Source organism: Amycolatopsis sp. NPDC104587, from assembly GCF_055583645.1.
This window is the reverse complement of sequence record NZ_JBVJNO010000007.1, coordinates 101,007-123,997: the sequence shown is the minus strand read 5'-3', so window position 1 is coordinate 123,997 and position 22,991 is coordinate 101,007. Positions and strand designations below refer to the sequence as shown.

General features: G+C 71.5%; 25 protein-coding genes. 16 read left to right on the top strand and 9 right to left on the bottom strand.

The genetic code is table 11. The features are described from left to right. Positions 1-48: 48 nt before the first annotated feature. Entirely contained in the window at positions 49-330 is a 282-nt protein-coding gene (locus ACZ61C_RS22470) for an early set domain-containing protein (protein ID WP_465309695.1), read from the top strand. A 6-nt stretch (positions 331-336) separates the two neighbouring features. Here ACZ61C_RS22470 and ACZ61C_RS22465 read toward each other — a convergent pair whose 3' ends face one another. Beyond that, entirely contained in the window at positions 337-1,050 is a 714-nt protein-coding gene (locus ACZ61C_RS22465; RefSeq protein ID WP_465309693.1) for a LysR family substrate-binding domain-containing protein, read from the bottom strand. A 42-nt stretch (positions 1,051-1,092) separates the two neighbouring features. On the opposite strand from ACZ61C_RS22465, the gene ACZ61C_RS22460 reads away from it, so the two are divergent. From ACZ61C_RS22460 to ACZ61C_RS22445, 4 genes are all read left to right on the top strand, one after another. Beyond that, entirely contained in the window at positions 1,093-1,464 is a 372-nt protein-coding gene (locus ACZ61C_RS22460) for a DUF5997 family protein (RefSeq protein WP_465310208.1), read from the top strand. 5 nt (positions 1,465-1,469) lie between these two features. Further along, positions 1,470-2,678, top strand: a complete 1,209-nt coding sequence (locus ACZ61C_RS22455; RefSeq protein ID WP_465309691.1) for a kynureninase — start codon at positions 1,470-1,472, stop codon at positions 2,676-2,678. Positions 2,679-2,755: 77 nt separating this feature from the next. Beyond that, positions 2,756-3,193, top strand: coding sequence for a MarR family winged helix-turn-helix transcriptional regulator (locus tag ACZ61C_RS22450; protein ID WP_465309689.1), 438 nt, complete (start codon positions 2,756-2,758; stop codon positions 3,191-3,193). 11 nt (positions 3,194-3,204) lie between these two features. Next, positions 3,205-4,038: a haloalkane dehalogenase gene (locus ACZ61C_RS22445; RefSeq protein ID WP_465309687.1), complete on the top strand. Its 834-nt coding sequence runs from the start codon at positions 3,205-3,207 to the stop codon at positions 4,036-4,038. Between the two features lie 12 nt (positions 4,039-4,050). Here ACZ61C_RS22445 and ACZ61C_RS22440 read toward each other — a convergent pair whose 3' ends face one another. From ACZ61C_RS22440 to ACZ61C_RS22430, 3 genes are read right to left on the bottom strand one after another with little or no spacing between them, the layout of a single operon-like run. After that, a complete protein-coding gene (locus tag ACZ61C_RS22440) occupies positions 4,051-4,662 on the bottom strand; it encodes a TetR/AcrR family transcriptional regulator (protein WP_465309685.1) in 612 nt (203 codons plus the stop codon). A 10-nt stretch (positions 4,663-4,672) separates the two neighbouring features. Then, positions 4,673-4,864 carry a ferredoxin gene (locus ACZ61C_RS22435; protein ID WP_465309683.1) on the bottom strand — a complete coding sequence of 64 codons (192 nt, stop codon included), beginning with the start codon at positions 4,862-4,864 and terminating at the stop codon, positions 4,673-4,675. After that, entirely contained in the window at positions 4,864-6,264 is a 1,401-nt protein-coding gene (locus ACZ61C_RS22430) for a fatty acid desaturase (RefSeq protein ID WP_465309681.1), read from the bottom strand. Before ACZ61C_RS22430 ends, ACZ61C_RS22435 begins: the two co-directional genes overlap by 1 nt. A 565-nt stretch (positions 6,265-6,829) precedes the next feature. Here ACZ61C_RS22430 and ACZ61C_RS22425 point away from each other — a divergent pair. The 8 genes from ACZ61C_RS22425 to ACZ61C_RS22390 all read left to right on the top strand — a co-directional run bounded on the left by ACZ61C_RS22425 (position 6,830) and on the right by ACZ61C_RS22390 (position 15,113). Beyond that, a complete protein-coding gene (locus tag ACZ61C_RS22425) occupies positions 6,830-9,244 on the top strand; it encodes a sensor histidine kinase (protein ID WP_465309679.1) in 2,415 nt (804 codons plus the stop codon). 53 nt (positions 9,245-9,297) lie between these two features. Next, entirely contained in the window at positions 9,298-9,723 is a 426-nt protein-coding gene (locus ACZ61C_RS22420) for a roadblock/LC7 domain-containing protein (RefSeq protein ID WP_465309677.1), read from the top strand. Beyond that, positions 9,720-10,091, top strand: a complete 372-nt coding sequence (locus tag ACZ61C_RS22415; RefSeq protein WP_465309675.1) for a DUF742 domain-containing protein — start codon at positions 9,720-9,722, stop codon at positions 10,089-10,091. The genes ACZ61C_RS22420 and ACZ61C_RS22415 overlap by 4 nt, the downstream gene beginning before the upstream one ends. Continuing rightward, positions 10,072-10,662 (top strand): GTP-binding protein, encoded by a 591-nt coding sequence (locus tag ACZ61C_RS22410; RefSeq protein WP_465309673.1) that lies wholly within the window; start codon positions 10,072-10,074, stop codon positions 10,660-10,662. The genes ACZ61C_RS22415 and ACZ61C_RS22410 overlap by 20 nt, the downstream gene beginning before the upstream one ends. A 162-nt stretch (positions 10,663-10,824) precedes the next feature. Beyond that, positions 10,825-11,913, top strand: coding sequence for a hypothetical protein (locus ACZ61C_RS22405; protein ID WP_465309671.1), 1,089 nt, complete (start codon positions 10,825-10,827; stop codon positions 11,911-11,913). A gap of 48 nt (positions 11,914-11,961) precedes the next feature. Then, entirely contained in the window at positions 11,962-12,591 is a 630-nt protein-coding gene (locus ACZ61C_RS22400; protein WP_465309669.1) for a hypothetical protein, read from the top strand. Further along, positions 12,588-13,418 carry a hypothetical protein gene (locus ACZ61C_RS22395; protein WP_465309667.1) on the top strand — a complete coding sequence of 277 codons (831 nt, stop codon included), beginning with the start codon at positions 12,588-12,590 and terminating at the stop codon, positions 13,416-13,418. Before ACZ61C_RS22400 ends, ACZ61C_RS22395 begins: the two co-directional genes overlap by 4 nt. Before the next feature lie 105 nt (positions 13,419-13,523). Beyond that, the gene (locus ACZ61C_RS22390; RefSeq protein ID WP_465309665.1) at positions 13,524-15,113 is read left to right on the top strand and encodes a lipase/acyltransferase domain-containing protein; all 1,590 of its coding nucleotides are present in this window, start codon (positions 13,524-13,526) and stop codon (positions 15,111-15,113) included. A 3-nt stretch (positions 15,114-15,116) separates the two neighbouring features. Here the strand turns inward: ACZ61C_RS22390 and ACZ61C_RS22385 are convergent, their stop codons facing one another. The 4 genes from ACZ61C_RS22385 to ACZ61C_RS22370 form a co-directional block, all read right to left on the bottom strand. Next, positions 15,117-17,447, bottom strand: coding sequence for an ATP-binding protein (locus tag ACZ61C_RS22385; RefSeq protein WP_465309663.1), 2,331 nt, complete (start codon positions 17,445-17,447; stop codon positions 15,117-15,119). 67 nt (positions 17,448-17,514) lie between these two features. Beyond that, positions 17,515-17,970 (bottom strand): hypothetical protein, encoded by a 456-nt coding sequence (locus ACZ61C_RS22380; protein ID WP_465309661.1) that lies wholly within the window; start codon positions 17,968-17,970, stop codon positions 17,515-17,517. Between the two features lie 135 nt (positions 17,971-18,105). Then, entirely contained in the window at positions 18,106-18,987 is an 882-nt protein-coding gene (locus ACZ61C_RS22375) for an RNA polymerase sigma-70 factor (RefSeq protein ID WP_465309659.1), read from the bottom strand. Positions 18,988-19,012: 25 nt separating this feature from the next. Beyond that, entirely contained in the window at positions 19,013-19,396 is a 384-nt protein-coding gene (locus ACZ61C_RS22370; protein WP_465309657.1) for a DoxX family protein, read from the bottom strand. 206 nt (positions 19,397-19,602) lie between these two features. Here ACZ61C_RS22370 and ACZ61C_RS22365 point away from each other — a divergent pair, with 206 nt between their 5' ends. Genes ACZ61C_RS22365 through ACZ61C_RS22355 form a run of 3 tightly spaced genes read left to right on the top strand, consistent with a single transcriptional unit; the run spans position 19,603 to position 21,021 of the window. Next, entirely contained in the window at positions 19,603-20,433 is an 831-nt protein-coding gene (locus ACZ61C_RS22365; protein WP_465309655.1) for a lysostaphin resistance A-like protein, read from the top strand. Further along, positions 20,430-20,606, top strand: a complete 177-nt coding sequence (locus ACZ61C_RS22360; RefSeq protein WP_465309653.1) for a hypothetical protein — start codon at positions 20,430-20,432, stop codon at positions 20,604-20,606. The genes ACZ61C_RS22365 and ACZ61C_RS22360 overlap by 4 nt, the downstream gene beginning before the upstream one ends. Before the next feature lie 19 nt (positions 20,607-20,625). Next, positions 20,626-21,021 carry a hypothetical protein gene (locus tag ACZ61C_RS22355; RefSeq protein ID WP_465309651.1) on the top strand — a complete coding sequence of 132 codons (396 nt, stop codon included), beginning with the start codon at positions 20,626-20,628 and terminating at the stop codon, positions 21,019-21,021. Between the two features lie 4 nt (positions 21,022-21,025). Here the strand turns inward: ACZ61C_RS22355 and ACZ61C_RS22350 are convergent, their stop codons facing one another. Next, entirely contained in the window at positions 21,026-22,846 is a 1,821-nt protein-coding gene (locus ACZ61C_RS22350; protein ID WP_465309649.1) for a cupredoxin domain-containing protein, read from the bottom strand. Between the last annotated feature and the right edge of the window lie 145 nt (positions 22,847-22,991).

Below are 22,991 nucleotides of genomic sequence, written 5' to 3'. Positions count from 1 at the left end.
TGCCGAGCACGTCCGCCCGACCGTTATCCGTGAAAGGCCGTCACCGCAGTGATCAAGATCAGCAAGAGCCGGGCCGGCACGCAGCGCGTCACCTTCAGCCTGCCCGCCGGAGCACCGCCCGGACGGGTGAGCGTCGTCGGGTCGTTCAACGACTGGACGCCCGGGCGCCACCACCTCACCCCGCGCTCCAACGGCCGCCGCTCGGCGTCGGTCGACGTCGCGCCGGGCACCGTGCTGCAGTTCCGCTACCTCGGCGAGAACGGCTTCTGGTTCGACGACCCCGACCTGCCCGACCGCGCCGACGGCAACTGCGTCTGCTCGACGAACTGACCGCGCTCAGGAGCGGCGGCGGGGCTTTCCGCGCTTCGCCGGACCGCCGCCGCTTCGCCGGACAGGCTTCTTCGCGACCGGCTTACGCTCCGGGCGCTTGCGCTCCGCGGGCGCCTGCGGGCGGCCGCGCGTGCTGTTGACCGTGCGGCCGCGGACGACGCCGATGAACTCCTCCATCAGGTCCGACGTCTCCTCTTCGAGCCACGACAACGCGACGCTCGACTGCGGCGCGTCCCCGACCGGCCGGTAGGTGAGGTCACGGCGGTGGTGCAGCCGGGCGAGCGACTGCGGGACGAACAGCACCCCGACGCCGGCCGCCACCAGCTCGATCGCGTCCGCCGTCGTCGCCGGGCGTTCGAGCGCCGGGCGGCCCGGCAGCTCCGGCCACTCCAGCGTGTCGTCCAGCGGGTGCAGCACGACGTCGTCCGCCAGGTCCACGATGGACACTTCGTCGGCCGCGGCGGCCAGGTGGTCCTTGGGCACCACGACGACCGTCGTCTCGGTGTAGAGCGGGATGGCGTGCAGGCCGTCGCGGTCGATCGGCGACCGCAGCAACGCCGCGTCCGCACCGCGCTCACGCAGCAGCCCCGTCGCGTCCGCCGCGGCGACCGGGACGAGGACCAGCGGGACCGCCGGCATCCGCTCGCCCCAGGTCCGCACCCACTTGGCGGGGGTCGCTCCCGGGACGTAGCCGAGCTTGAAGGAGACGGGGTCGGTCACCGGGTCAGGTTACCGGGGGTGACGCTGGCTACCCTGGACGGCATGACGTCGCACAAGACCACCCAGACCATGAAGGCCGCGACGGCGGCGAAGAAACTGGGTGTGTACCTCGAAGCCACGCCCGCCGAGTTCCAGGAGGGCGTCGTCTCGCGCGACGAGCTGAACGCGTTGCAGGCCGACCCGCCCGAGTGGCTGCGCGAGCTGCGCCGCACCGGCCCGCACCCGCGGCAGGTGGTCGCGGCGAAGCTGGGCGTCTCCATCGGCGGCCTCACCCGCGGCGGCATCACCGACCCGCTCACCACCGAGCAGATCGAAGCGCTGAAGACCGAAAGCCCCGACTGGCTGGTGCGTGAGCGCGCCACCCAGGCCGAAGTGCGCAAGGAAGCCGCGCGGGTCAAGGAAGAAAAGCACTGACCGCCGTGGACACCTCGGCCGAGCGGGCCGCGCGCCTCGACGCCGAAGACGAGCTCGCCGGGTTCCGGAACCGGTTCGTCCCGATCGCCGATCCCGGGGTGGTCGCCTACCTCGACGGCAACTCGCTGGGCCGCCCGCTGCTCGCCACCGCCGAACGGCTGCAGGAGGTCGTCGGGCAGGAGTGGGGCGCCCGGCTCATCCGGTCGTGGGACGAACGGTGGCTGGCGCTGCCCGAGCAGCTCGGTGACGAGCTGGGCCGCGTCGCGCTCGGCGCCGCGCCCGGGCAGACGATCGTCGCCGACTCGACCTCGGTGTGCCTTTACAAGGTCCTGCGGGCGGCCGTGGCGCTGCGGCCGGACCGCGACGAGATCGTCACCGACACCGCGAACTTCCCGACCGACCGGTTCCTCGTCGAGAGCGTCGCCGCCGAACTGGGCGCCGCGGTGCGGTGGATCGACACCGCCGACGTCCGCCCCGAAGACGTCGCGGCGGTCACCGGGCCGCGGACCGCCGCCGTCGTGCTGTCCCATGTGGACTACCGGTCGGCGGCGATCGCCGACCTCGCGGGCATCACGCGGCTGGCGCACGACCGCGGCGCCCTCACCGTCTGGGACCTCTGCCACAGCGTCGGCTCGATCCCGGTCGCGTTGGACGCCGACGGCGCCGACTTCGCCGTCGGCTGCACGTACAAGTTCCTCAACGCCGGCCCGGGCGCTCCCGCGTTCCTTTACGTGAACTCCTGCCACCACGCGGAGTTCGGGCAGCCGATCACCGGCTGGATGGGCGCGGCGGACACCTTCGGCATGGCCGAGCGCTACGTGCCCGCGCCCGGCATCCGCCGCGCGCTGTCCGGCACCCCGCCGGTGCTCGGCATGATCGGCGTCCGGGAAGGGGTCGCGCTCCTGGCCGAAGCGGGCATCGACCGGGTGCGGGCCAAGGCCGTCGCGCTCGGCCGCTGGGTGCTCGACCTCGCCGACGCGTGGCTCGTCCCCCTCGGCTTCACGGTCGCCTCGCCGCGCGAGGACGCCCGCCGCGGCGGGCACGTCACCCTGCGGCACCCGGACGCCGAACGGCTTTCCCGGGTCCTCATCGAGAACGGCGTGCTGATCGACTTCCGCCGTCCGGACGGCATCCGCGTCGGGCTCAGCCCGCTGACCACCGGGTTCACCGAGGTCCGCCAGGCGATGGCGCGCGTCCGGGAGCTCGCCGCCTGATCCGGCTCGGCACCGCCGGAGCGTTCTCGACCGCCAGATAGTAGCCATGTACTTAGTAGCCATGTACTGTATTTGGCATGAGCACTCCGGGACACCTCGTCTGGCGGCTGTCGATGAGGTGGCGGGCGGCCGTCGACCGCGCCCTCGCCCCGATCGGCCTGACGCACGCCCAGTACGTGTTCCTGGCCTCGCTCTCCGGCCTCGAGCGCACCGGAACCAGCCCGAGCCAACGGGAACTGGCCGACCACACCGGACTGGAAGCGCTCTACGTCTCGAAGCTCGCGCGCACCCTCGACACCGACGGCCTGGTCGACCGCACTCGCGACCCCGCCGACACCCGCACCATCCGGCTGGCCCTCACCGCGCGCGGCCGCGAAGTGGTCGAGCCGGCGATCACGACCGTGGCCGAGCTGCTCGACCGGCTCCTCGCGCCGCTCGGCGGCCGGGACGGCGACCGCACCGCCGCGCTGACCCGCGAGCTCACCGTCCTCCTCGACACCCCACTGGATCCCTGAAGGGACAAGCCATGACCCTGTACCACGAAGAATCCGGCGCCGGCACCCCGATCGTCTTCCTGCACGGCAACCCCGGTTCGGCACACGGCTGGCGCCACGTCCGCCCGCACCTCGGCGGCGGCCGGCTGCTCGCGCCCGACCTCATCGGCATGGGCCGCTCCCCGAAGCCCGACCTCGGCTACAGCTTCGACGACCACGCCCGGCACCTCGACGCCTGGTTCGACGAGCTCGGCCTGGACGACGTCGTCCTCGTCGGGCACGACTGGGGTGGCGCGCTCGCCTTCGACCACGCCGCGCGGCATCCCGGCCGGGTGCGCGGGATCGCGTTCTTCGAGACCATCGTGAAGCCGATGGCCTGGGACGACCTGACCCCGCAGGCGGCGGAGCGGTCGCGGAAGATCCGCACGCCGGGGGTCGGCGAAGACATGGTGCTGACGCAGGATCTCTTCGTCCGGCAGGCGTTCACCGGCGGCGTCCGCACGCCCGTCGGCGACGACGACCTGGCCGCCTACCTCGCGCCGTTCCCCACCCCCGAGAGCCGCCGGCCGGTGCTCGCCTGGGCCCGTCAGCTGCCGCTCGGCGGTGAGCCGGCCGGGCTCGTCTCGCGCATCGAGGCCTACGACGAGTGGCTCGCCACGAGCACCGACGTCCCGAAGCTGCTCATGACGTTCGAAGGATCCCCGACGCTGCTCATCGGCGAGGCGATGACGCGGTGGTGCGAAGCGAACATCGCGGCGCTGGACGTCGTCGCGTGCGGGGAAGCCGGGCACCACGCGCAGGAGGACCGGCCGAAGGAGATCGGCACCGAGATCTCCGCGTGGCTGGACCGCCACGGACTCCGCTGAACGCCTGAGCCGTCAGGTGTGGCGCAGCGGCGGGACGACGTCGGCGCCGAGGACCCGGGCCGCCACCCACGCCAGCCCGTCCGCCGTGCGCGCCGGCGTGTCCGACGGCTGCACGACGTGGCTGAGCACCGCGCGGACGACCAGGTCGATCACCACGGCGACCTGCTCGTCCGTGAGCGCCGGCCGGTAGACCAGCACACGCACGGTCAGCATCGCCCTCGCCCGCGCGAGCAGCGTGCCGGCCTGGGTGGTCAGCAGCGGCAGGAGCTCGCTGGCCGCGCCGTGCGACGCGGAGGCGATCGCGCGCAGCAGGACGTTGTCCTCGGCCAGCTCCAGGACCGCGCGGACGGCGTCGTACATCGCCTCGACGAGGTCGGTCTCGTGGCGGTCGAAGGCCGCGTCGACCACCGAGAGGAAGCGCCCGAGCTCGTGCGAGACCATCGCTTCGGCGAGCGCGGCCTTGGAGCCGATCTCGTTGTAGACGGTCTGGCGGCTGACCCCGACCAGCTCCGCCAGCCGGGCCATCGTGACCGCCGGCCAGCCCGACCGCGCGGTCAGCTCGATCGCCGCGGTGATGATCGGCTGCCGGTGCTGTCCGCCCTCGGGCGCGAATCCCGTACTCATCGTCGTGGTGTCAGTCCCGCAGTTTCAGGGCCAGCACCGGGCAGGAGCTGACGGCGGAGGAGACCTCCTGGCGGCGGTCCTCCCCGGGCTGTTCGTCGAGCAGCACGACGAGGCCTTCGTCGCCCACCTCGAAGAAGTCCGGGGACAGCGACTCGCACATGCCCGCGCCGATGCAGTGGTCGAGGTCCGCTTCGATCCGCATCACGCACCCACCCGGCCCGGCGCGACGAAGTCGACCTTCTCGCGCACCCCGCAGTCCGGGCAGCACCAGGAGTCCGGGATCGCCGACCACGGCGTGCCGGCCGGGAAGCCTTCGCGCGGGTCGCCGCGCCGCTCGTCGTAGACGTACCCGCAGCCCGGGCACATCCCGCCTTCCGTGGCGTCACCACGGGTGTCGGTGATTTCCGGGGCGGCCGCCGTGACGCGGGTTCCGTAGCGGGCCAGGATCTTGTCCCGTTTGGACGGTTGGAGGTTGGCGCGCGAGATGTCGCCGTCGAAGTGCGCGAGCACCCGCGGGTCCATCACCTTGCGCCACACCGGCGGGATGAGCGCCAGCACGATCATCCCGGCGTACCCGGTGGGCAGCACCGGCGACTCCTCGAAGTCGCGCAGCGTCTGGTAGCGCCGGGTCGGGTTCGCGTGGTGGTCGCTGTGCCGCTGCAGGTGGTAGAGCAGGACGTTCGTGGCGATGTTGTTGGAGTTCCAGCTGTGGTGGGGCGCCACCCGCTCGTAGCGCCGCTTGCCGGGGCCGCCGACCCGCTGGCGCAGCATCCCGTAGTGCTCCATGTAGTTGACCACCTCCAGCAGCGAAAACCCGACCACGGCCTGGATCACCAAGTATGGCAGCACCCCCACCCCGAGCCAGCCGACCATCGCCGCCCACAGCACCGCCGACATCAGCCACGCGTTGACGACGTCGTTGCCCAGCCGGTACGGGTGCCGGTCGCGCCGCGCGTAGCGCTTGCGCTCCAGCCGCCACGCCGACTTCAGCGAGCCGAAGACCGTGCGCGGCCAGAAGCGGTAGAAGCTTTCGCCGACGCGGCTGCTCGCCGGGTCCTCGGGAGTCGCGACGCGGACGTGGTGGCCGCGGTTGTGCTCGATGTAGAAGTGGCCGTAGAAGCTTTGCGCCAGCGCGATCTTCGACAGCCAGCGCTCGTGGCTCTCCTTCTTGTGCCCCAGCTCGTGCGCGGTGTTGATGCCGATGCCGCCGATGCACCCGATGGACACGGCGAGGCCGATCTTGTCCGCCACGCCGACGTCGCCGCGGGCGATCAGCCAGAAGGCGGCGGCGAAGCCGACGTACTGGATCGGCAGGAACGCGAAGGTGATCCAGCGGTAGTAGCGGTCCTTCTCCAGCCGCTCGATGACGTCGTCCGGCGGGTTGCTGCGGTCCAGCCCGGTGAGCAGGTCGACGAGCGGCACGACCACGAGGATCACGACCGGCCCGATCCAGAACCACCCGCCCCAGCCGGTGGCCGCGTGCAACCCGATGGCGAGGAACGCCAGCGACGGCACCACCAGGCCGATCAGCCACAGGTACCGCTTGCGGTCGTGCCACCGCTCGGTCGAGCCGGCGGGCACGGTCCCGGTCACCTCGCTCATCACACCCTCCTCCGTTGGCTGGTTTACAGAACGATAGATGATGTACAGATGGATTGACAAGACTTACCTATTTGTCAAAGGGCTCAGGCAGACCGGCACCGCAACGGATCACCGCTCGTACTTTCGAAATCTTCGACGAAGGGTCTCGCCACCCCGGAAAACCGGCGTCGGCGACGGCTTCCGGGGCAGAACCCGTGCCCGTCCGTCTCCGGCCCCACGGTGTCGGGCGTGGCGGGCGAATGCGATTTGCCTTTCACCCGTTCGGCCCAGCGAACCGGACCCCCGAACACGTCGCCGACGCCCTTACCAGAGCAAACGCCGGTAGTCACCCCGGAGCACACGGTAAACACCGTTCGCGCTTCGGCGGACGGCCGTCGGCTCACCGGGTCAGCACCACCGTGGCTCACCGGTTCGTGGTAAAAAACGGACCCTGATCGATTCTGCGGCAACACGGAGGGTGAGGCGAAGACGGGTGACGGCGGCAGCTGCGTCCCTTCGTCGTGTCCGCTTCCTCGTCCGGGTCCCCCATCTTCGCCGACCGTCACTCAGGAGTTCGTGAACCGCCGTGCTGAACAAAGACGACAAGGACGAGTCGGACAAGCCGTACGACAAGTCGATCCGCAAAAGGCTGACCCGGACCGTGCTCATCCCCAGCGTGACGCTGCTGGTGCTGTGGATCGCGGTCTCCTCCTACTTCCTCTTCAACGGCGTTTACGTCCGGCTGGTCGCGGCGTCCGTGCGCGAGGTGTCCATCCCCGCCGCCACAGCGCTCGCCGAGTTCCAGAAGGAACGCCAGACCGCGCTGCAGTACCTGGACGACCCGGCGCTCGGCCCGGGCCGGCTGCAGGAGCAGCAGAAGGCCACCGACGACAAGCTCGGTGTCCTCAAGGACGCCTTCGCCGCGACGATCTCCAACGCGCCGGACGAAATCGCGACGAAGGTCAACGCGCTGAAGGCCCAGTTCGACCAGCTTCCGGTGCTGCGCTCGCAGATCAGCTTCCGCAGCATCGACCGCGCGCAGGTCAACACCTACTACAACGGCGTGATGGACACGGCGTCGAACCTGTTCGACACCCAGGCCCGCGTGGTCCCCGACGCCGAAGCGGCCACCGGCGGCATCACCGCGACGTCGGTCTTCCGCGCCGGTGACGCGATGTCGCGCGAGACGTCGCTGGTGTCGACGGCCTTCTCCGCCGGCACCTTCGCGCCCGACGACTTCGCCCAGTTCGCGCAGCTGTCCGGGACCTACCGGACGCAGCTGGCGCAGATCGAGCCGTTCCTCGACCCGGCCGTCCGCACCAAGTACCAGACGCTGGTCAAGAGCGCCGCCTGGCAGCAGCTGGCGACCGCCGAGGTGGCGATCGTCAAGCACGGCCCGTGGTCGCCCAGCGAGCAGAACTCCGTGCCGGTGTCCGAAACGGACTGGCAGAACGCGACGAACCAGGTCGCCCAGAACCTCAACGACCTCGCGATCACCCAGGCGGACAAGGTTTCCGCGGCCGCGATCGACTCCGGTGACGCCCAGCTGCGCAACGTCATCATCGGCTCCATCCTGGCGCTGCTCGCGTCGCTGGCGGCGATCATCGTCGCGGTGCGGGTGTCCCGCTCGCTCGTCGACCGCGCCCTGATGACGCGCCTCGCCCGGCTGCGCAACGACTCCCTCGACCTCGCCCGCAACCGGCTGCCGGACATCGTGGAACGGCTGAAGAACGGCGAGTCCGTCGACCTGGCCGAAGAGCTCCCGCAGCTCGACCACGGCCGCGACGAGATCGGCCAGGTGGCCGAGGCGTTCAACACCGCCCAGCTGACCGCCGTCAACGCGGCGGCGAGCGAGGCGAAGGCCCGCAGCGGTGTGCACAACGTGTTCCTCGGCATCGCGCACCGCAACCAGGTCCTGGTCCACCAGCAGCTGCAGATCCTCGACGAGATGGAAGCCCGCGAGGACAACTCGACCCAGCTGGCGGCGCTGTTCCAGCTCGACCACCTCGCCGCGCGCGCCCGCCGCACCACCGAGAACCTGATCATCCTCGGCGGCAAGCAGCCCGGCCGCCGGTGGCGCAAGCCGGTCCCGCTGATGGAGGTGCTGCGCGCGGCCGTGTCGGAGACCGAGCAGTACGCGCGGGTCCAGGTCGAGCAGGTCGCCGACGTCTCGATCGTCGGCGCCGCGGTGGCCGACACGATCCACCTCGTCGCCGAGCTGGTCGACAACGCGACGTCGTTCTCCCCGCCCGGCTCGCCGGTCGAGGTGACCAGCCGCCTGGTCGCGCGCGGCGTGGTCATCGACGTCTCGGACCAGGGCCTCGGCATGAAGGACGGCGTCCGCGAGTGGGCCAACTCGATGATGGCCGAGGCGCCCGAGTTCGACGCGATGGCGCTGCGGGCCGACTCCAGCCTCGGCCTGTTCGTGGTCGCGCGCCTGGCGGCGAAGCTCGGCATGACCGTCACGTTCGACCCGTCCCGGTACGGCGGCCTGCGCGCCACCGTGCTCGTCCCGACCCACCACCTGGCCGGCCAGCAGGCGAGCCCGGCCGACGAACCCGGATCCACCCCGGCGGAGACCACCGCGGTCCTCGCCCCGGTGGGCGGCCCCGCGCCGCAGGCAGCAGAAAGCCCGCTCCGTTCGATGGACACGCCCAGCTCGTTCACCGGCCAGATCCCGATGAAGCGAGACGCCAAGCCGAGGCCGTACCCGGCTCGCGCGCTCACCCCGCCCGACCCCGCGCCCGCCGTGGCGCCGGCGGTCGCGGCGCCCCCGCCCGCCGCGGTGGCGCCCCCGGCCGGGCCGGCCGCCGGGCGACCGGCCGACGACCGGCCCCGGCTGCCCCGCCGGGAGCCCCAGCAGAACCTCGTCGCCCAGCTCGAACACGAACCCGACGACAGCCAGGACGACGTCGTGGCACCGGGTGAAGGCACCGCGCGCACCCTCGCCGCGTTCCACAAGGGCACCCGCCGGGGACGCGTCGGGCCCGAAGACGCGTAGTCCGCGACAGCACACAGGGAAAGTCCACAGAGGAAAGTCAAGGTTTCTGACGCATGAACGAGTACGGGAACCCCAAACCCGATCTCAACTGGCTGCTCGACGACGTGGTGAGCCGCGTGGTCGGCGCGCAGAACGCCATCGTGCTGTCCGCCGACGGTCTGCTCATCGGCAAGTCGGCCGGGATGAGCAAGGACGACTCGGACCAGCTGTCCGCCATCGCCTCCAGCCTGCAGAGCCTCGCGAAGGGGGTCAGCAAGCAGTTCAACCGCGGCCCGGTGCTGCAGAACATGATCGAGATGGAGCGCGGCTACCTGTTCGTCTCGGCGGCGGGCCTGGGCGCCTGCCTCGCCGTGCTCGCCGCGGACAACGTCGACGTCGAGATGATCGCCTACGAAATGAGCCGGCTGGTGAAGCGGGTCGGGGACTACATGGTGTCGGCGCCGCGCGAGGCGGCGCAGATCCTGCGGGAGGCCACATGAGCACCGACGAAGGCTGGTACGACGAGGCCGCCGGGCCGCTGGTCCGCCCGTACACGATCACCAGCGGCCGCACCCCCGCCGACAACGCGCGGCTCGACCTGTCCACGCAGGTCATGACGCTGCGTTCGGAGCAGGAGCCGGCCGGGCTCGGCCCGGAGCACCAAGCGATCGTGCAGCTGTGCCGGCACCCGGTGTCGGTCGCCGAGATCGCCGTCTACGTGAAGATCCCGCTGGGGGTCGTGCGGGTGCTCGTCGGCGACCTCATCGAACGCGGCCTCGTCATCACCCGCTCCCCCACCCAGAACCCGGCGCAGTCGCCGGACCTCGAAACACTCCAGGCGGTTCTCGATGGCCTCATCAAGTACTGACGGCGCGGGGACCGAGCTGGTCCCGACGCCCGTCAAGATCATCGTCGCGGGCGGGTTCGGCGCCGGGAAGACCACCATGGTCGGTTCGGTCAGCGAGATCCCGCCGCTGACCACCGAAGAGGTGCTCACCGAGGCGAGCGCGGGGATCGACGACCTCTCCGGCGTCGAGCGGAAGACGACGACCACCGTCGCGCTCGACTTCGGCCGGATCACCATCTCGCCGCGGCACGTGCTGTACCTGTTCGGGACGCCGGGCCAGGCGCGCTTCTGGTTCATGTGGGACGACCTGGCGCGCGGCGCGATCGGGACGATCGTGCTGGTCGACACCCGGCGGCTGGAGACCAGCTTCGCCGCGATCGACTTCTTCGAACGCCGGAAGATCCCGTTCGTCGTCGCGGTGAACTGCTTCGACAACGCGCCGCGCTACACCCCCGACGAGATCCGCGAGGCCCTCGTCGTCCCGGACCGGGTGCCGATCGTCATGTGTGACGCGCGTGACAGGGACTCCAGCAAGCTCGCGTTGATCCGGTTGGTGAAGCACGCGATGACGGTGGTGCCGGCGCGGGTCTGAGACCTGCGCTTTGTCCGTTCGGTGTCCGGTCGGGACACGCCGGAGTCCGAAGTGTCCCAGCGTGTCCACCTCGGACTGCGGCAAACCCACATGGCGCAATTGGTTGGACCACCCGGGTGCTGAGTTTTAGTTGAGCACGCATCCGTTTGATAACATCCGCTCGTGACCAGTCGTGCGCCGGAATTTCCTGAATATATAAGGGAAAACTATCCGGCGCAGGGCCGGCTCTTCGGTGACTTTCTGTGCGGGCTCTGGGCCACGGCGTGTGACGCGCTCGCGGTTCCGGTGGAGCAGTCCGTCCGGGCCACCCTGCTGCTGCGCGGGCTGCTGCCCGCGTGGGCCCACGAGCGGATCGGGGCCGTGCCCGCCCAGCCGTCCTATGTGGCGGACGACGGGTTCCCCGCCGAGATGTCGGTGAACTGGTCGGGACGGCACCCGGAGCTGCGGGTGCTGTTCGACAGTCTCGGCCACGACGTGGTTTCCCCTGGTGACAGCGCTTTCGACACGAAGGTGCGGGAGACGTTCACCCCGCGCGGCGGGCGTCCGTCGCCCGCGCCGGTGTGGCATTCGATCGCCTGGCGCCCGCCGTCGGGGATCGTCCACAAGACGTACTTCGGGCTGTACCCGTGGCCGCACCAGCACCGCGAGGCGGCCGTGGCGGAGGCCATGGACCGGCTCGGCATGACCACTGCGTGGGACGACGCCCGGCGTCGCATCGAAACCGTCGAAGGCGAACGGGAAATCGAGTTCTTCGCGGTGGACCTGGCCGGCGAGGCGGACGCCCGGGTCAAGATCTACTACCGCAACCACGGCGCGGCACTCAGCGAGATGAACCGCGTCGCTTCGGTGGCCGTCAGTCACGACGGTGACCGCGCGGAGCCGGCTTACCGCGTCCTGACCGGTGAACGCGCCGACGCCGGGGAAGCGGCCTTGAGCTGCCTGGCGTTCCGGTCCGGACTGGACCGAGCCGCCGAGTCCACCACCTACCTGCGGCTGCCCGGCCTGACGGCCGACGACGAGGAAGCCGTCGAGCGCACCGCCGCCCTGCTGCACACCGAAGGCGTGGACCCCGGCGGGTTCCGCACGCTGGCCGCCGCGCTGGCGCCCGGGCCGCTGGCCGGGCACCGGGGCTTCCTGGAGCTGGTGAGCTACCGCACAGCGGGCCGCCGCGGCGACGTGACCACGTACTTCCGGTTCCCCGTCTTCGGCCGGCCGGCGCCGGCCCCCCTTTCGCCGGTTGATCTTGGTTAGCGGCAGCGAAAAGATGATCTCGGGCAGCACCACGGTAAGGAGCCGATCGTGACCCAGCAGGACGTCGAGCGCATCGCCCGGCACAACGAGCAGCGGCAACGGGAGTACGAGTCGTCGGACCTGATCCGGCTGCTGACCGACCGGGACACCTCCGACGAGACGAAGAAGGCGGTGCTCACGTACCTGCAGCCGTGGTCGAACGCGTTCCAGCGGATGATCAGCGCGCGGGTCGTGTCCGAGAGCGACCCGGAGCTGCGGGCCCTCGCGCTGGAGCACCAGCAGGAGGAGATCGGCCACGACAAGATCCTGGCCCGCAGCCGCGCGGACGACCGGCAGCTGGTGTGGGACCCGGTCATCGAGTCGGGCGCGTCGTGGTTCGTCGACCAGTTCTCGACCCTGCCGGGCGTGCAGCGGGCGGTGCTGGCGCACCTGGCCCTCGAAGCCGGCAGCCTCGTGTTCAGCCAGGCGGGCACCCGGGCGTTCCCGGACGACGAATACTTCGAGCTGCACGACGAAGCCGACGTCGAGCACCTCGAGATGGGGTACGAGCTGTTGCGGCGGCGCAAGGACTGGACCGTCGACGCGGTGACCGCGGTGCTGGACCGGGCGTGGCAGGTGATCACCGTGGTTTCCGACCGCATCGCCGAGTGCGCGCGCCGCGCTACGGTGACCGCATGACCGACTCCACCACGACCGACCCCGCCACCGCCGCCCGCGCCGTCGCCGCCGAAGCCGCGGAGGCGTACCAGGATGCCTTGGGCGACCGGCTGATCGGCGCGTACCTGCTGGGCAGCCTGTCCTACGGCGGCTACTCCCCGGCGGCGAGCGACATCGACCTGGCCCTGGTGCTGACGGACGTCGCCGAGGGTGACCGCGAGTCCGTCACGGCGACGACGGAGGCGCTGCAGGAGCGAAGCCCTTTGCACGGCAAGCTTTCCGTGTTCTGGGCGTCGCTCCCGGCGTTGCGCGAAGGCCGTGACGACGGCCGCTTCCCGGCGCTGGACCGCCTGCAGCTGGCCGACCACGGCCGGGTCCTGCTCGGCTCGGACGTCCTGGCGGAGGTGGCGCGCCCGGCGGCGTCGGAGCTGCTGCTGGAGAGCGCGGCCTTCGCGATCGCGGTCCTGGCGGCCGAGCCGGTGACGGCCGAGTTCCACGAGCCGCGCCGGCTGCTGGCGGACAAGGTGTGGTTCACGAAGGCCGTGTTGTTCCCGGTTCGCTTCCTGTACTCGGGCACGACGGACACCGGCCGCGCGGCGAACAACGACGAAGCGATCGAGTGGTACGCGTCCCAACCGGACGCGCCGTCGGTGTCGCTGGTGCGGCTGGCGGAGCGGGTCCGGGGTGGACATCCGCTCGACCCGGCCGAAGCCGGGCCGGAGCTGGCGGCGGGGCTGGTCCCGTTGTACCGGCGCTACATCGAGGCCGAGACTCAACGGCTTCGGGACACCGGCGCGCCGGAAGACCTCATCGCGGCTTTCGAGGACTGGAACAAGCGACTCGGCTGATCCGGCATTCGGGTGAACGTCTCCCCCACTCTCTAACACGCGGTGCGCGGCTCCGACTCCTCAAGCACTCCCGTCGCCTCGGGAGCGAGGAGCCGGGAGGCCGCCATGTCCACTCCGGGAACACTCCGGCCGCTCGTGCTCGTGCGCGGGTTCGGCGGGCCCGACGTCGCGGACGAGCAGGCCAGCGGATACCAGGGGTTCAACGAGGGCACCGTCTACCCCGGCCGCCGCGGGGAGAACTACATCTACGAAGGTTTTGTGCTGCGGGCGATGAAGTCCTCGCTGTACTCCTACCGCGACGCCACCAACGTCGTCGGGTACTACGCCGAAGACGTCGACGCGCCGCCGGACCCGATGAACTACCCCGCCGACCTCATCGAGGGGAGCGTGGTGCTCGACCCGTCGGTGGCGCGGCGGGTGCTCGCCGCGAAGAACGCGGACGGCACGCTGTGGGTGTACCGCTACTACGACCTCAAGCCCCGGGCCGTGAGCCGCTACGGCCAAGGGCTCGCCCGGCTGATCGACATCCTGCACGAGCTCGGCCACACCGACGGCGTCGACATCGTGGCGCACAGCATGGGCGGGCTCGTCGTCCGCGAAGCGCTTCGGTACATGAAATCCGAGGGGCGCGACCCCGAAGAGCTCGTCCACCGGATCGTCACGCTCGGCACGCCCCACCGCGGCATCGCCTTCCAGGTGCTGCCGCGCTGGCTCGTCGACGGGCTCCCCGGCGTGGCCAACGCCGCCGACGAGGTCGCCGCGTTCGATCCCGCGCAGAAGAAGTTCCTCGACGTCCCGTCGTACTTCGACCCGCGACGGATCCTGACCGTCGTCGGCACCGACTACCGCAGCTACGGCGTCAAGATCGCTTCGGCGGGCAACCGGCTTTCGACGCTCTTCGCCGAGGGAACGCTGAGCTACAACCACAGTGACGGCCTGGTCAAGCAGACTTCCGCGCAGCTGCCGGGCGCGCCGCGCACGTTCGTCCACAAGTGCCACGGCGGCAGCGACTCCCTGGTGACTTCGCGCGAGGCCTACGAAATCGCGATGCGCTTCTTCCACGGCACGCACCGGGTGCGCCTGTGGCTCGACACGGCCGAGGTGCTGCGCGGCCAGGACCTGTTCAGCCACAGCGAGTTCTACCTCGGCGTCTCGATCAAACCCCGCTACGTCGACTTCGAACTGTTCCACCAGAGCGCCGAAGCCGAGAACTGCTACGGCCCGTTCCGCAAGGCCGACCTCAGCGACAACGTGACGCCGCTGGAGGAGCTGCTCAGCGATTCGCTGGCCGAGGAGAAGGGCCCGGCGACGGTGTGGGCCGGCCCCGACCGGCTCGTCTGGGAGGGCTGGGTCGACACGCGCGCCAAACCGGACAGCGACCAGCGTGACCTGGTCTTCCGCCTAGACATCTACGTCGCCGAGCGCGACTCCTACGGCATCGGGTTCTCCGACAACGTCGTGTTCCGCAAGCAGTACTACGTGCAGGCGCTCCCGGGCGAGCTGCTGATCCACACGGGCGAGAAGTACCTCGGCCCGCGCGGCGAAAGCGCGCCGGGAAAGGCCGAGAAGGCCGCCACGGACCCGGGTGTCGACGAGGTCTGGCGCGCGCAGAGTTCCGAGCGCGGCTGGACGTTCGAGACGAAGGGCACCGGCTTCGAGGCGGTCTGGCGCGTCGCCATCGAACCGGACGAATGAGCGTTAAGGCGCCGGCACCTGCGACGCCCGCGCGGCCCAAACGGCCACCTGCGACCGCGAATCGAACCCCAGCTTCCGCAGGATCCGGTTGACGTGGCCCTCCGCCGTCCGGCGGGAGATCACCAGGCGGTCCGCGATCTCCTGGTTCGAGCGGCCGTCCGCGATGAGCGCGGCCACCTCGTTTTCGCGGTCGCTCAGCAGCGTCGGCCGGCTCGGCTCGGCCGCGGCCGACGGGGTGGTGTCGCCGAGGGCGTAGGCGATCGCCTCCGGCAGGCCGAACTCGCCGCCGCGGCGGAACGTCGCTTCGAACGGGCCGTCGCCGAGGGCCTGGCGCACCGCGGCTTCGCAGTCGCCGTGCGGGGCGCCGAAGTAGCGGGAGCCGAACATCGGGAAGCCGACCGCCTGCCAGATCGGCTGGGCCGACCCGAGCATCGTGGCCGCCGCCTCGAACCGGCCGCGAGCGGCTTCGTTCCACGCCAGCACCTCGATCGCCAGCACGATGCCCAGCAGGTCGTGGAACGTGCTCTTGACACGCAGGCAGTGCCGCCCGTGCTCGGCCGCGCGGTCGAGGTCGCCGCGGCTCAGCGCGACCAGCGCCTGGACGTAGATCGCGTACGCGCTCGCCCACTGCTCACCGTGGGCGTCCCCGGTCTCGCACGCCTCTTCGCACAGCTCCGCCGCCCGGTCGAGGTCACCGAGGAAGATCGAGGCGACGGCCAGTTCGATGCCCGCCAGCATCACGTTGCTGTTGAGCTCCCCCAGCCGCCGGTAGCGGGCCTGGGCTTCCTCGAAGAGGGTCTTCGCGTCGCCGATGTCGTCCCCGACGAGCAGGTTGCAGCCGAGCCGGTGCGTCGCGTACGCCAGCGCGACCTCGTCGCCGGCACGCGTCGCGTAGGCGCGGCACTCCTCCAGCATCGTCACCGCGCCGGCGTGGTCTCCCTGCAGCGTCGCGACGTAACCGTTGACCCACAACGCTTTTGCGCGTTCCTCGCCCGGCTCGGGAGCAAGCGCGAGGGCGCGGTCGAGCCAGTGCCGGCCTTCGCCGAACACCCCGCAGCCCGCCCAGTAGAACCACAACGTCGACGCGAGCCGCAGACCCGTTTCGAGCTCGCCCGGCACGGTCAGGCTGTAGTCCAGCGCGGCCCGCAGGTTGGCGTGCTCCAGGCGGGTGCGCCGGAAGATCTCCGCCTGCTCCGGACCGAACCACGCGCTTTCGCTGCGCACGACGACGTCGAGGAAGTGGTCGCGCATCCGGCGCCGGACCGCGTCGGCCTCCCCGGCCCCGGCCAGCTTGTCCCGGCCGAACTGCCGCAGCGGCTCGAGCAGCCGGAACCGCTGCCCGTCGCCGTCGGACTCCCGGATCAGCACGGACTTCTCGACGAGCCCGGCGAGCCGCTCCGGCAGCTCCTCGGCCGGCAGCCCGTCCCCGGCGCAGACGCGGCGCGCCGCCGCCAGGTCGAACCCGCCGGGGAACACCGACGCCCGCGCCCACAGGTGGCGCTCGGCCGGGCCGCACAGGGTGTGGCTCCAGCCGACGGCCGCGAGCAGGGTCTGGTGGCGGGGCTCGCCGCCGCGCTTCACCGTGCCGGGCAACCGGAAGCAGTCGGCCAGCCCCGACTCCAGCTCGGCCGGCGTCAGCACCCGCAGCCGGACCGCGGCGAGCTCGATCGCCAGCGGGATGCCGGCCAGCAGGCGGCACACCTGCGCGACGCGCTCCTGGTTCTCCGGCGTGATCGCGAAGCCCGGGTCGACCGCGGCCGCGCGCTCGGCGAACAGCGTCAACGCCGGGTACTGCAGCCACGCGCCTTCGGGCAGCGGACGGCCGGCTTCGGGCAGCGGCAGCGGGGAAACCGGCCAGAGGTGCTCCCCGGCCAGCGCCAGCCGCTCCCGGCTGGTCGCGAGCAGCCGCAGCCTGGGCGCGGCGCGCAGCAGGTCGTGCGCGAGCGCGGCGCAGGCGTCCATCAGGTGCTCACAGTTGTCCAGGATGACCAGCAGCCGGCGGTCGCGCAGGTGCTCGGCCAGCACGGCCGCGGGGCTCCGGCCGGTTTCGTCGTGCACCCCCAGCGCCTCCAGCGCGGTGTGGGCGACCAGCGCCGGGTCGTGGAGCCCGGCGAGCTCGACCAGCCAGACGCCGTCCGGGAACGCCCGCGACAGCCCGGCCGCGGTCTGCACGGCCAGCCGGGTCTTGCCGACGCCGCCGACCCCCGTGAGGGTGACCAGCCGGGCCCGCGTCAGCAGGTGCTTCACCTCGGCGACGTCGGGCTTGCGGCCCACGAAGCTCGTCGTGTCCGCGGGCAGGTTGCCCTTCCCGCACGTCGCCCCTGCCTTGCCCACGGGTGAACCGTAGGGACGTCCGGGCGGACGGGTCAATGCGACCGCGCGGTCGTCCCTCGGATGGCCCTCACGCGTCCGGGAGCCGGTACAACGTCGGGGTGGCCCCGCCGTGCAGCGCGGCGAGGCTGGCGCGGCAGGCCTTGCGGACCTGCCGGTTGGCCGCCGAATCCGCCTGGCCGCACCGCGGGCAGAACAGGTGCACCGCGCCCGGCGGGGTCTCGTCGACGGCGACGTCGACCGGGCACTCGCAGCGGCGGCACCAGCGGTGCCCGGTGACGACGAGGACGTGCAGCACGTCGGCGACGCACCGGTGGACCCAGCTGCGGTGGACGTGGCAGGTGCTGCGGACGTGCGGGCTCAGGCCGTGCTCTTCGGCGGTGTCCTCGGCGGCCAGGATGGCGGCCAGCCGGCGGTCTTCGAGGTCGGCGTAACGATCGCGGCCCCCCGAGGGGGCCGGTCGCGGCTCCGGGACGTCCGCGGGGGAGACGACCCGGAGGAGGGGACGCGACCGGCCTTGCACCATGTGTTCTCCGACCTCCCACGGTCAACGACGGCCGGTCAAGCCTGACCCGGGCCGCGCGCCACCGCACCCGTACAAGTACCCGACTCCCTACCTGTCCTCGTTCACGCGGCGCGCCGGAGTGCGCACTGTGCGCGCTCAGCGCAAGGTCAGCGGCGTCTCCGAGCCGAAGCGGGTCAGCTTCTCCGGGTTGCGGACGTAGTAGACGCCGGTGATGCGCGCGTCCTCGAGCCGGATGGCCATCACCCCGTCGATCTCGCCGTCCAGGCGCAGGACGAGGGCCGGGTTGCCGTTGACGACGGCCGGCTCGGTGGTGAGCACGGCGCCGACCCGGCCGATGCCGCCGAGGACGAACCGGACCAGCTTGTCCGCGCCGGCGACCGGGCGCAGCGCGGCCTGCTTGACCCCGCCGCCGTCGCTGAGCAGGACGACGTCGGGCGCGAGGACGTCGAGCAGGCCCTGCAGGTCACGCCCTTCCAGCGCCCGCTGGAACGACGCGAGCACCGCCCGCGTCTCGCTCGCGGACACCGCCTCGCGGGGCCGCCGGGCGTCGACGTGGCGGCGCGCGCGGTGCGCGATCTGCCGGACGGCGGCGGGGGTCTTGCCGACAGCGTCCGCGATCTCGTCGTAGCCGACCTCGAAGACCTCGCGCAGCACGAAGACGGCGCGTTCAGTCGGCGACAGCGTCTCCAGCACGAGCATCAACGCCATCGACACGCTCTCGGCGAGCTCGACGTCTTCGGCGACGTCCGGCGCGGTGAGCAGCGGTTCCGGCAGCCAGGGCCCGACGTAGGACTCCTTGCGCCGCTTCATCGTGCGCAGCCGGTTCAGCGCCATCCGGGTGGTGATCCGGACCAGGTACGCGCGCTCGTCACGCACCTGCTCCGGGTCGACCTTCACCCACCGCAGCCAGGTCTCCTGCAGCACGTCCTCGGCGTCGGCCGCCGAGCCGAGCATCTCGTAGGCGACCGTGAAGAGCAGGTTGCGGTGGGCGACGAAGGCGCCGGTGGGGTCGCTCATGGTCTTCCCTTCCTGTGTTCGCCGGTCAGGCGGTGAAGGACACGGGCCCGAACCGCCCCCAGGCGACGAACACCGCGACCGCGAGGTAGGCCAGGTTCAGCGCCACGAACCGGTACCCGCCGTGCCGGACGTGGGTGATCATCGCACCGACCATCAGCAGGACCCAGCAGGCTGCGGTCACCGGCACGAGCACCGGCGCGATCCCGAGGACCGCGGGCAGCACCAGCCCCACCGCGGCGAGCAGCTCGAGCACCCCGAGGCTCCGGACGAACCCGGCGCCGGCGCTCGCGGTCCACTCCCCTCCCGGCGCCGCGGCCAGCTTCTCCTTCGGCACGAACGTTTTGCTGACCCCGCCGGTCAGCGCGACCACGGCGAGCAGTCCGGCGGCGATCCACAGTGCGAGGTCCATCAGGTTCTCCTTCGTCCCAGGTTCGGCCTCAAGACACCGCGCCCCCGGATCCTGTGACACGGCATGACCTGGATCACGCCTGAGCCTTGTCCCCCGTGCGAGCTACCCGGGACTGTCCACCCCACGGTGACGTCCCCAGCCCGGCAGATCCCTAGCGTTTCTCCTGGCCGCGGCGCCCGTCGCGGAATCTCACGAAGGAGTCCCCCATGCGACTGTTGACGCAGTTCGTGGCCGTCGCGGTGGTTGCGCTCGGTGGCAGCCTCGTGGTCGGCGCCGTGCACTGGAACGCGCCGCTCACCCTGGTTCTCGGGCTGCTGAGCGCGGTCCTCGCGGTGCTCACCTACGCCTGGGTCGTGCGGCGGACCGAACACCGGACGCCCGACGAAATCACCTGGGACGGGCGCGCGCTCGGGCGGGGGATGCTCGTCGGGCTCGGGTTGTTCGGCTGTGTCATCGCGAACATCGCCCTCGTCGGCGGGTACGACGTGCTCGGGTGGGGCTCGGTCGGCGGCGCCGTGGCCCTGCTCGGGTTCTCGGCCGCCGCGGCCGTGACCGAAGAGCTCGTCTTCCGGGGCATCCTCTTCCGGTTCGTCGAACGGTGGACCGGCACCTGGACCGCGCTGGCGCTGACCGGCCTGCTCTTCGGGCTTTCGCACCTGTTCAACGCCCACGCCACCGTCTGGGGCGCGCTCGCCATCGCCGTCGAGGCCGGCGGGATGCTCGCCGCCGCCTACGCCGCGACCCGCACCCTCTGGGTGCCGATCGGCCTGCACTTCGCCTGGAACTTCGCCGAGGGCGGCCTCTTCGGCACCGGGGTCTCCGGCACGGACGCGCCCCGAGGGCTCCTGGACGGCGTCACCTCCGGCCCGGCCGTGCTGACCGGGGGTGAGTTCGGGCCCGAGGCGAGTGTGTACTCCGTGGCCGCCGGTGTCATCACCACGGCCGTGTTCATGACGCTCGCCCGGCGACGCGGCCACATCGTGCCCCGGCGGCGGCGCGCCACCCCGGCCGCGCCGGCCGCTACTGTCGTGCCGTGATCGAGCGCGCTGGTGCCGGCCTGCACGGGTACGGGACGCGGGTCGGCGACCTGCCGACCCGGCCGATGGACGCGCTCGCCTTCGTGGTGGTCGCCGCCGAGTGCCTCCCGCTGGACCTGCGCGACCGCGTGCAGGCGGTCGTCTACGCCTATCGCACCGGCCTGGTGAGCTGAACCGCACTATCCTGCGATCATGCTGGATCTCCTCATCGACGGCCTGCTCGGCGGGCTGGTCGACAGCGTGACCCTGCGCCGAAGAGCCCGGAAGAAGGCCGACCCGACCGACGTCGTGACGGGGACGGCGGTCAAGCTGCCCTGCTCGCTGCGCCGGCCGCCCGGCAGCTGGACCCACGGCACCCTGCGCCTGACGCCGGCGGGCGCGACCTGGCAGGCACGCCTGAACCGCGGCGAGCCCGTCACCCTGGCCTCGCCGACCGTCTCCCTGCGGGACACCCGCCCCGCCAAACCGGGCCGGGGCCTGTCCCTCGCGACGGCGATGACGGTGGCCGTGCTCGACGCCGACGGCCACCGCCTGGAGCTCGCCGTCCTGAGCGAGGACGTCACCCTGCTCCGGAAGACCTTCCCCTGAACCGCTAGACCCGCTTCTTCACCTCCGGCGTGCGGGCGGTCGCCGGCGGGCCGCCGACACCGGACTCGATCGCCGCCGTCACGATGCGGTTGCGGTCGCCCGACGACAGCACGCCGTTGGTCACCAGCTCCTGGGTCACCGCTTTCACGTGCTTCACGAACCGGTCGTGCGACGCGTACTCCGCGTTTTCGTCGATGACGTCGTTGAGCGTGCAGCCGTTGCCGATGTCGGTGTTCTCGACCTGGCTGTCGATCCCGCCGATCACCACGGTGTCGCGAACGTCGGAGTTCGGGCAGGCGTCCGGCGGTGGCACCGCCGCGACGACCGTGAACGCGCCGCTCACCTCGTCCGAGACGTTCCCGGCGACGTCCGTGGCCCGCGACCGGACCGTGTGCGCGCCGAGCGCGGACACCACGACCGGCGCCGTGTACCGCGTCCACACTCCACTGTCCACTTTGTACTCCACGAGGTCCACACCGGACCCCGTGTCGGTCGCGGTCAGCGTCACCGACGCCTGGCCGACGTACGACCAGTCACCGTTCTGCTTGCCACTCACCGCGACCGACACCGACGGCGCGGTCGTGTCTCCCCCGGCGACCACCGCGAAGGACACCGTCCCCACCGTCGAAGTGTTGCCGGCGACGTCCCGGGCCCGGAAGTCGAAGGTGTGCGCGCCCGGTGCGGAAACGGGGACCGGTGCGGCATAAGCGGTCCACGCGCCACCGTCCACCCGGTACTCCACCGCGCCGACCCCGGACCCGGTGTCCGACGCCACCACCGTCACGGTCGCCTTGCCGACGTAGTTCCCGGCGTCGTCCCGCGTGCCGGCCACGGACGCCGTCACGATCGGCGGGGTGGTGTCGCTCTTCACGACGGTGAAGTGGGACATGCCTTCCGGTGAGGTGTTCCCGGCGGCGTCGGTCGCCCGGAAGTGGAACATGTGCTCGCCCGCGCCGGTCACCGCGACCGGTGCGGTGTAGGCGGTCCACGCCCCGCCGTCCAGCTGGTACTCCACCGAAGCCACCGTGGAGTCGGCGTCGGTCGCGGTCAGCTTGACCGTGGCGACGTCGACGTAGTTGCCCGACGAGTCCTGCTGTCCGGTGATCGCCGCGGTCACCGTGGGCGGGGTCGTGTCCCCCTGCCCTTCGACGATCGTGAAGTGCTCCATGCCTTCTTCGGAGGTGTTCCCGGCGACGTCGGTCGCGCGGTAGCGGAGCATGTGCATGCCCACGGCGGAGACCACCACCGGCGCCGAGTACGCGGTCCAGGAGCCGCCGTCCAGCTGGTACTCGACCGACGCGACGCCGGAGCCCGCGTCCGTCGCGGTCAGGGACACCGTCGCCGACTCGATGTAGTTGCCGGCCTGGTCCTTGTCCCCCGCCACCGCGGCGGTCACGGTCGGCGCCGTGGTGTCGCCGGTGCCGTCGGAGACGACGAACTCGCCCACCATCGCGGTGTGGCCGGGGATCGTGCAGAAGTACCGGTACTTGCCCGGCGTGAGCGTCACGGTCGCCTCGTGGCGGCCGTTCTGCGGGTCGAAGGGGTTGGCCAGGATGTTGAGCGAGACGTCGTGGTTGTAGCCCGGCGTCGAGGTGTCGAACGTCAGGGTGTGCGACATCCCCGTCGTGTTGCCGGTGGCTTCGCTGTTCTCGAAGACGATCGTGGTCTCGCCGGGCAGCGCGCCGGTGGGCGCGGACGCGTATTCGGTGGTGCTGTTGCCGCCCGTCCAGGTCAGGGTCTGGACCGGCGCCGCCACCGCGGGGGTGGCCAGCCCGAGCAGGGCCAGCAGCCCGGCCAGCAGCACTGTGATCAAGCGTGGGGACATCGCCGGAAGAACCTTCCTGGGAGGGGACAGGAGGGTCGGGGGGGGGGGGGGGGGGGGGGGGGAACAACCACCCCCCCCGACTGGCCGATTCGCGCTTCACCCTGCCGCATTCGGCTTTGCGGGCAGCTGACCCCCCCATTTTTCC

Bases quoted from the DNA above. Each gene is read 5' to 3' on its own strand.
- ACZ61C_RS22460 (WP_465310208.1), top strand. From the start codon at position 1,093: ATGACGTCGCACAAGACCACCCAGACCATGAAGGCCGCGACGGCGGCG.
- ACZ61C_RS22450 (WP_465309689.1), top strand. From the start codon at position 2,756: ATGAGCACTCCGGGACACCTCGTCTGGCGGCTGTCGATGAGGTGGCGG.
- ACZ61C_RS22445 (WP_465309687.1), top strand. From the start codon at position 3,205: ATGACCCTGTACCACGAAGAATCCGGCGCCGGCACCCCGATCGTCTTC.
- ACZ61C_RS22440 (WP_465309685.1), bottom strand. From the start codon at position 4,662: ATGAGTACGGGATTCGCGCCCGAGGGCGGACAGCACCGGCAGCCGATC.
- ACZ61C_RS22435 (WP_465309683.1), bottom strand. From the start codon at position 4,864: ATGCGGATCGAAGCGGACCTCGACCACTGCATCGGCGCGGGCATGTGC.
- ACZ61C_RS22430 (WP_465309681.1), bottom strand. From the start codon at position 6,264: ATGAGCGAGGTGACCGGGACCGTGCCCGCCGGCTCGACCGAGCGGTGG.
- ACZ61C_RS22420 (WP_465309677.1), top strand. From the start codon at position 9,298: ATGAACGAGTACGGGAACCCCAAACCCGATCTCAACTGGCTGCTCGAC.
- ACZ61C_RS22415 (WP_465309675.1), top strand. From the start codon at position 9,720: ATGAGCACCGACGAAGGCTGGTACGACGAGGCCGCCGGGCCGCTGGTC.
- ACZ61C_RS22410 (WP_465309673.1), top strand. From the start codon at position 10,072: ATGGCCTCATCAAGTACTGACGGCGCGGGGACCGAGCTGGTCCCGACG.
- ACZ61C_RS22395 (WP_465309667.1), top strand. From the start codon at position 12,588: ATGACCGACTCCACCACGACCGACCCCGCCACCGCCGCCCGCGCCGTC.
- ACZ61C_RS22390 (WP_465309665.1), top strand. From the start codon at position 13,524: ATGTCCACTCCGGGAACACTCCGGCCGCTCGTGCTCGTGCGCGGGTTC.
- ACZ61C_RS22380 (WP_465309661.1), bottom strand. From the start codon at position 17,970: ATGGTGCAAGGCCGGTCGCGTCCCCTCCTCCGGGTCGTCTCCCCCGCG.
- ACZ61C_RS22375 (WP_465309659.1), bottom strand. From the start codon at position 18,987: ATGAGCGACCCCACCGGCGCCTTCGTCGCCCACCGCAACCTGCTCTTC.
- ACZ61C_RS22370 (WP_465309657.1), bottom strand. From the start codon at position 19,396: ATGGACCTCGCACTGTGGATCGCCGCCGGACTGCTCGCCGTGGTCGCG.
- ACZ61C_RS22365 (WP_465309655.1), top strand. From the start codon at position 19,603: ATGCGACTGTTGACGCAGTTCGTGGCCGTCGCGGTGGTTGCGCTCGGT.
- ACZ61C_RS22355 (WP_465309651.1), top strand. From the start codon at position 20,626: ATGCTGGATCTCCTCATCGACGGCCTGCTCGGCGGGCTGGTCGACAGC.
- ACZ61C_RS22350 (WP_465309649.1), bottom strand. From the start codon at position 22,846: ATGTCCCCACGCTTGATCACAGTGCTGCTGGCCGGGCTGCTGGCCCTG.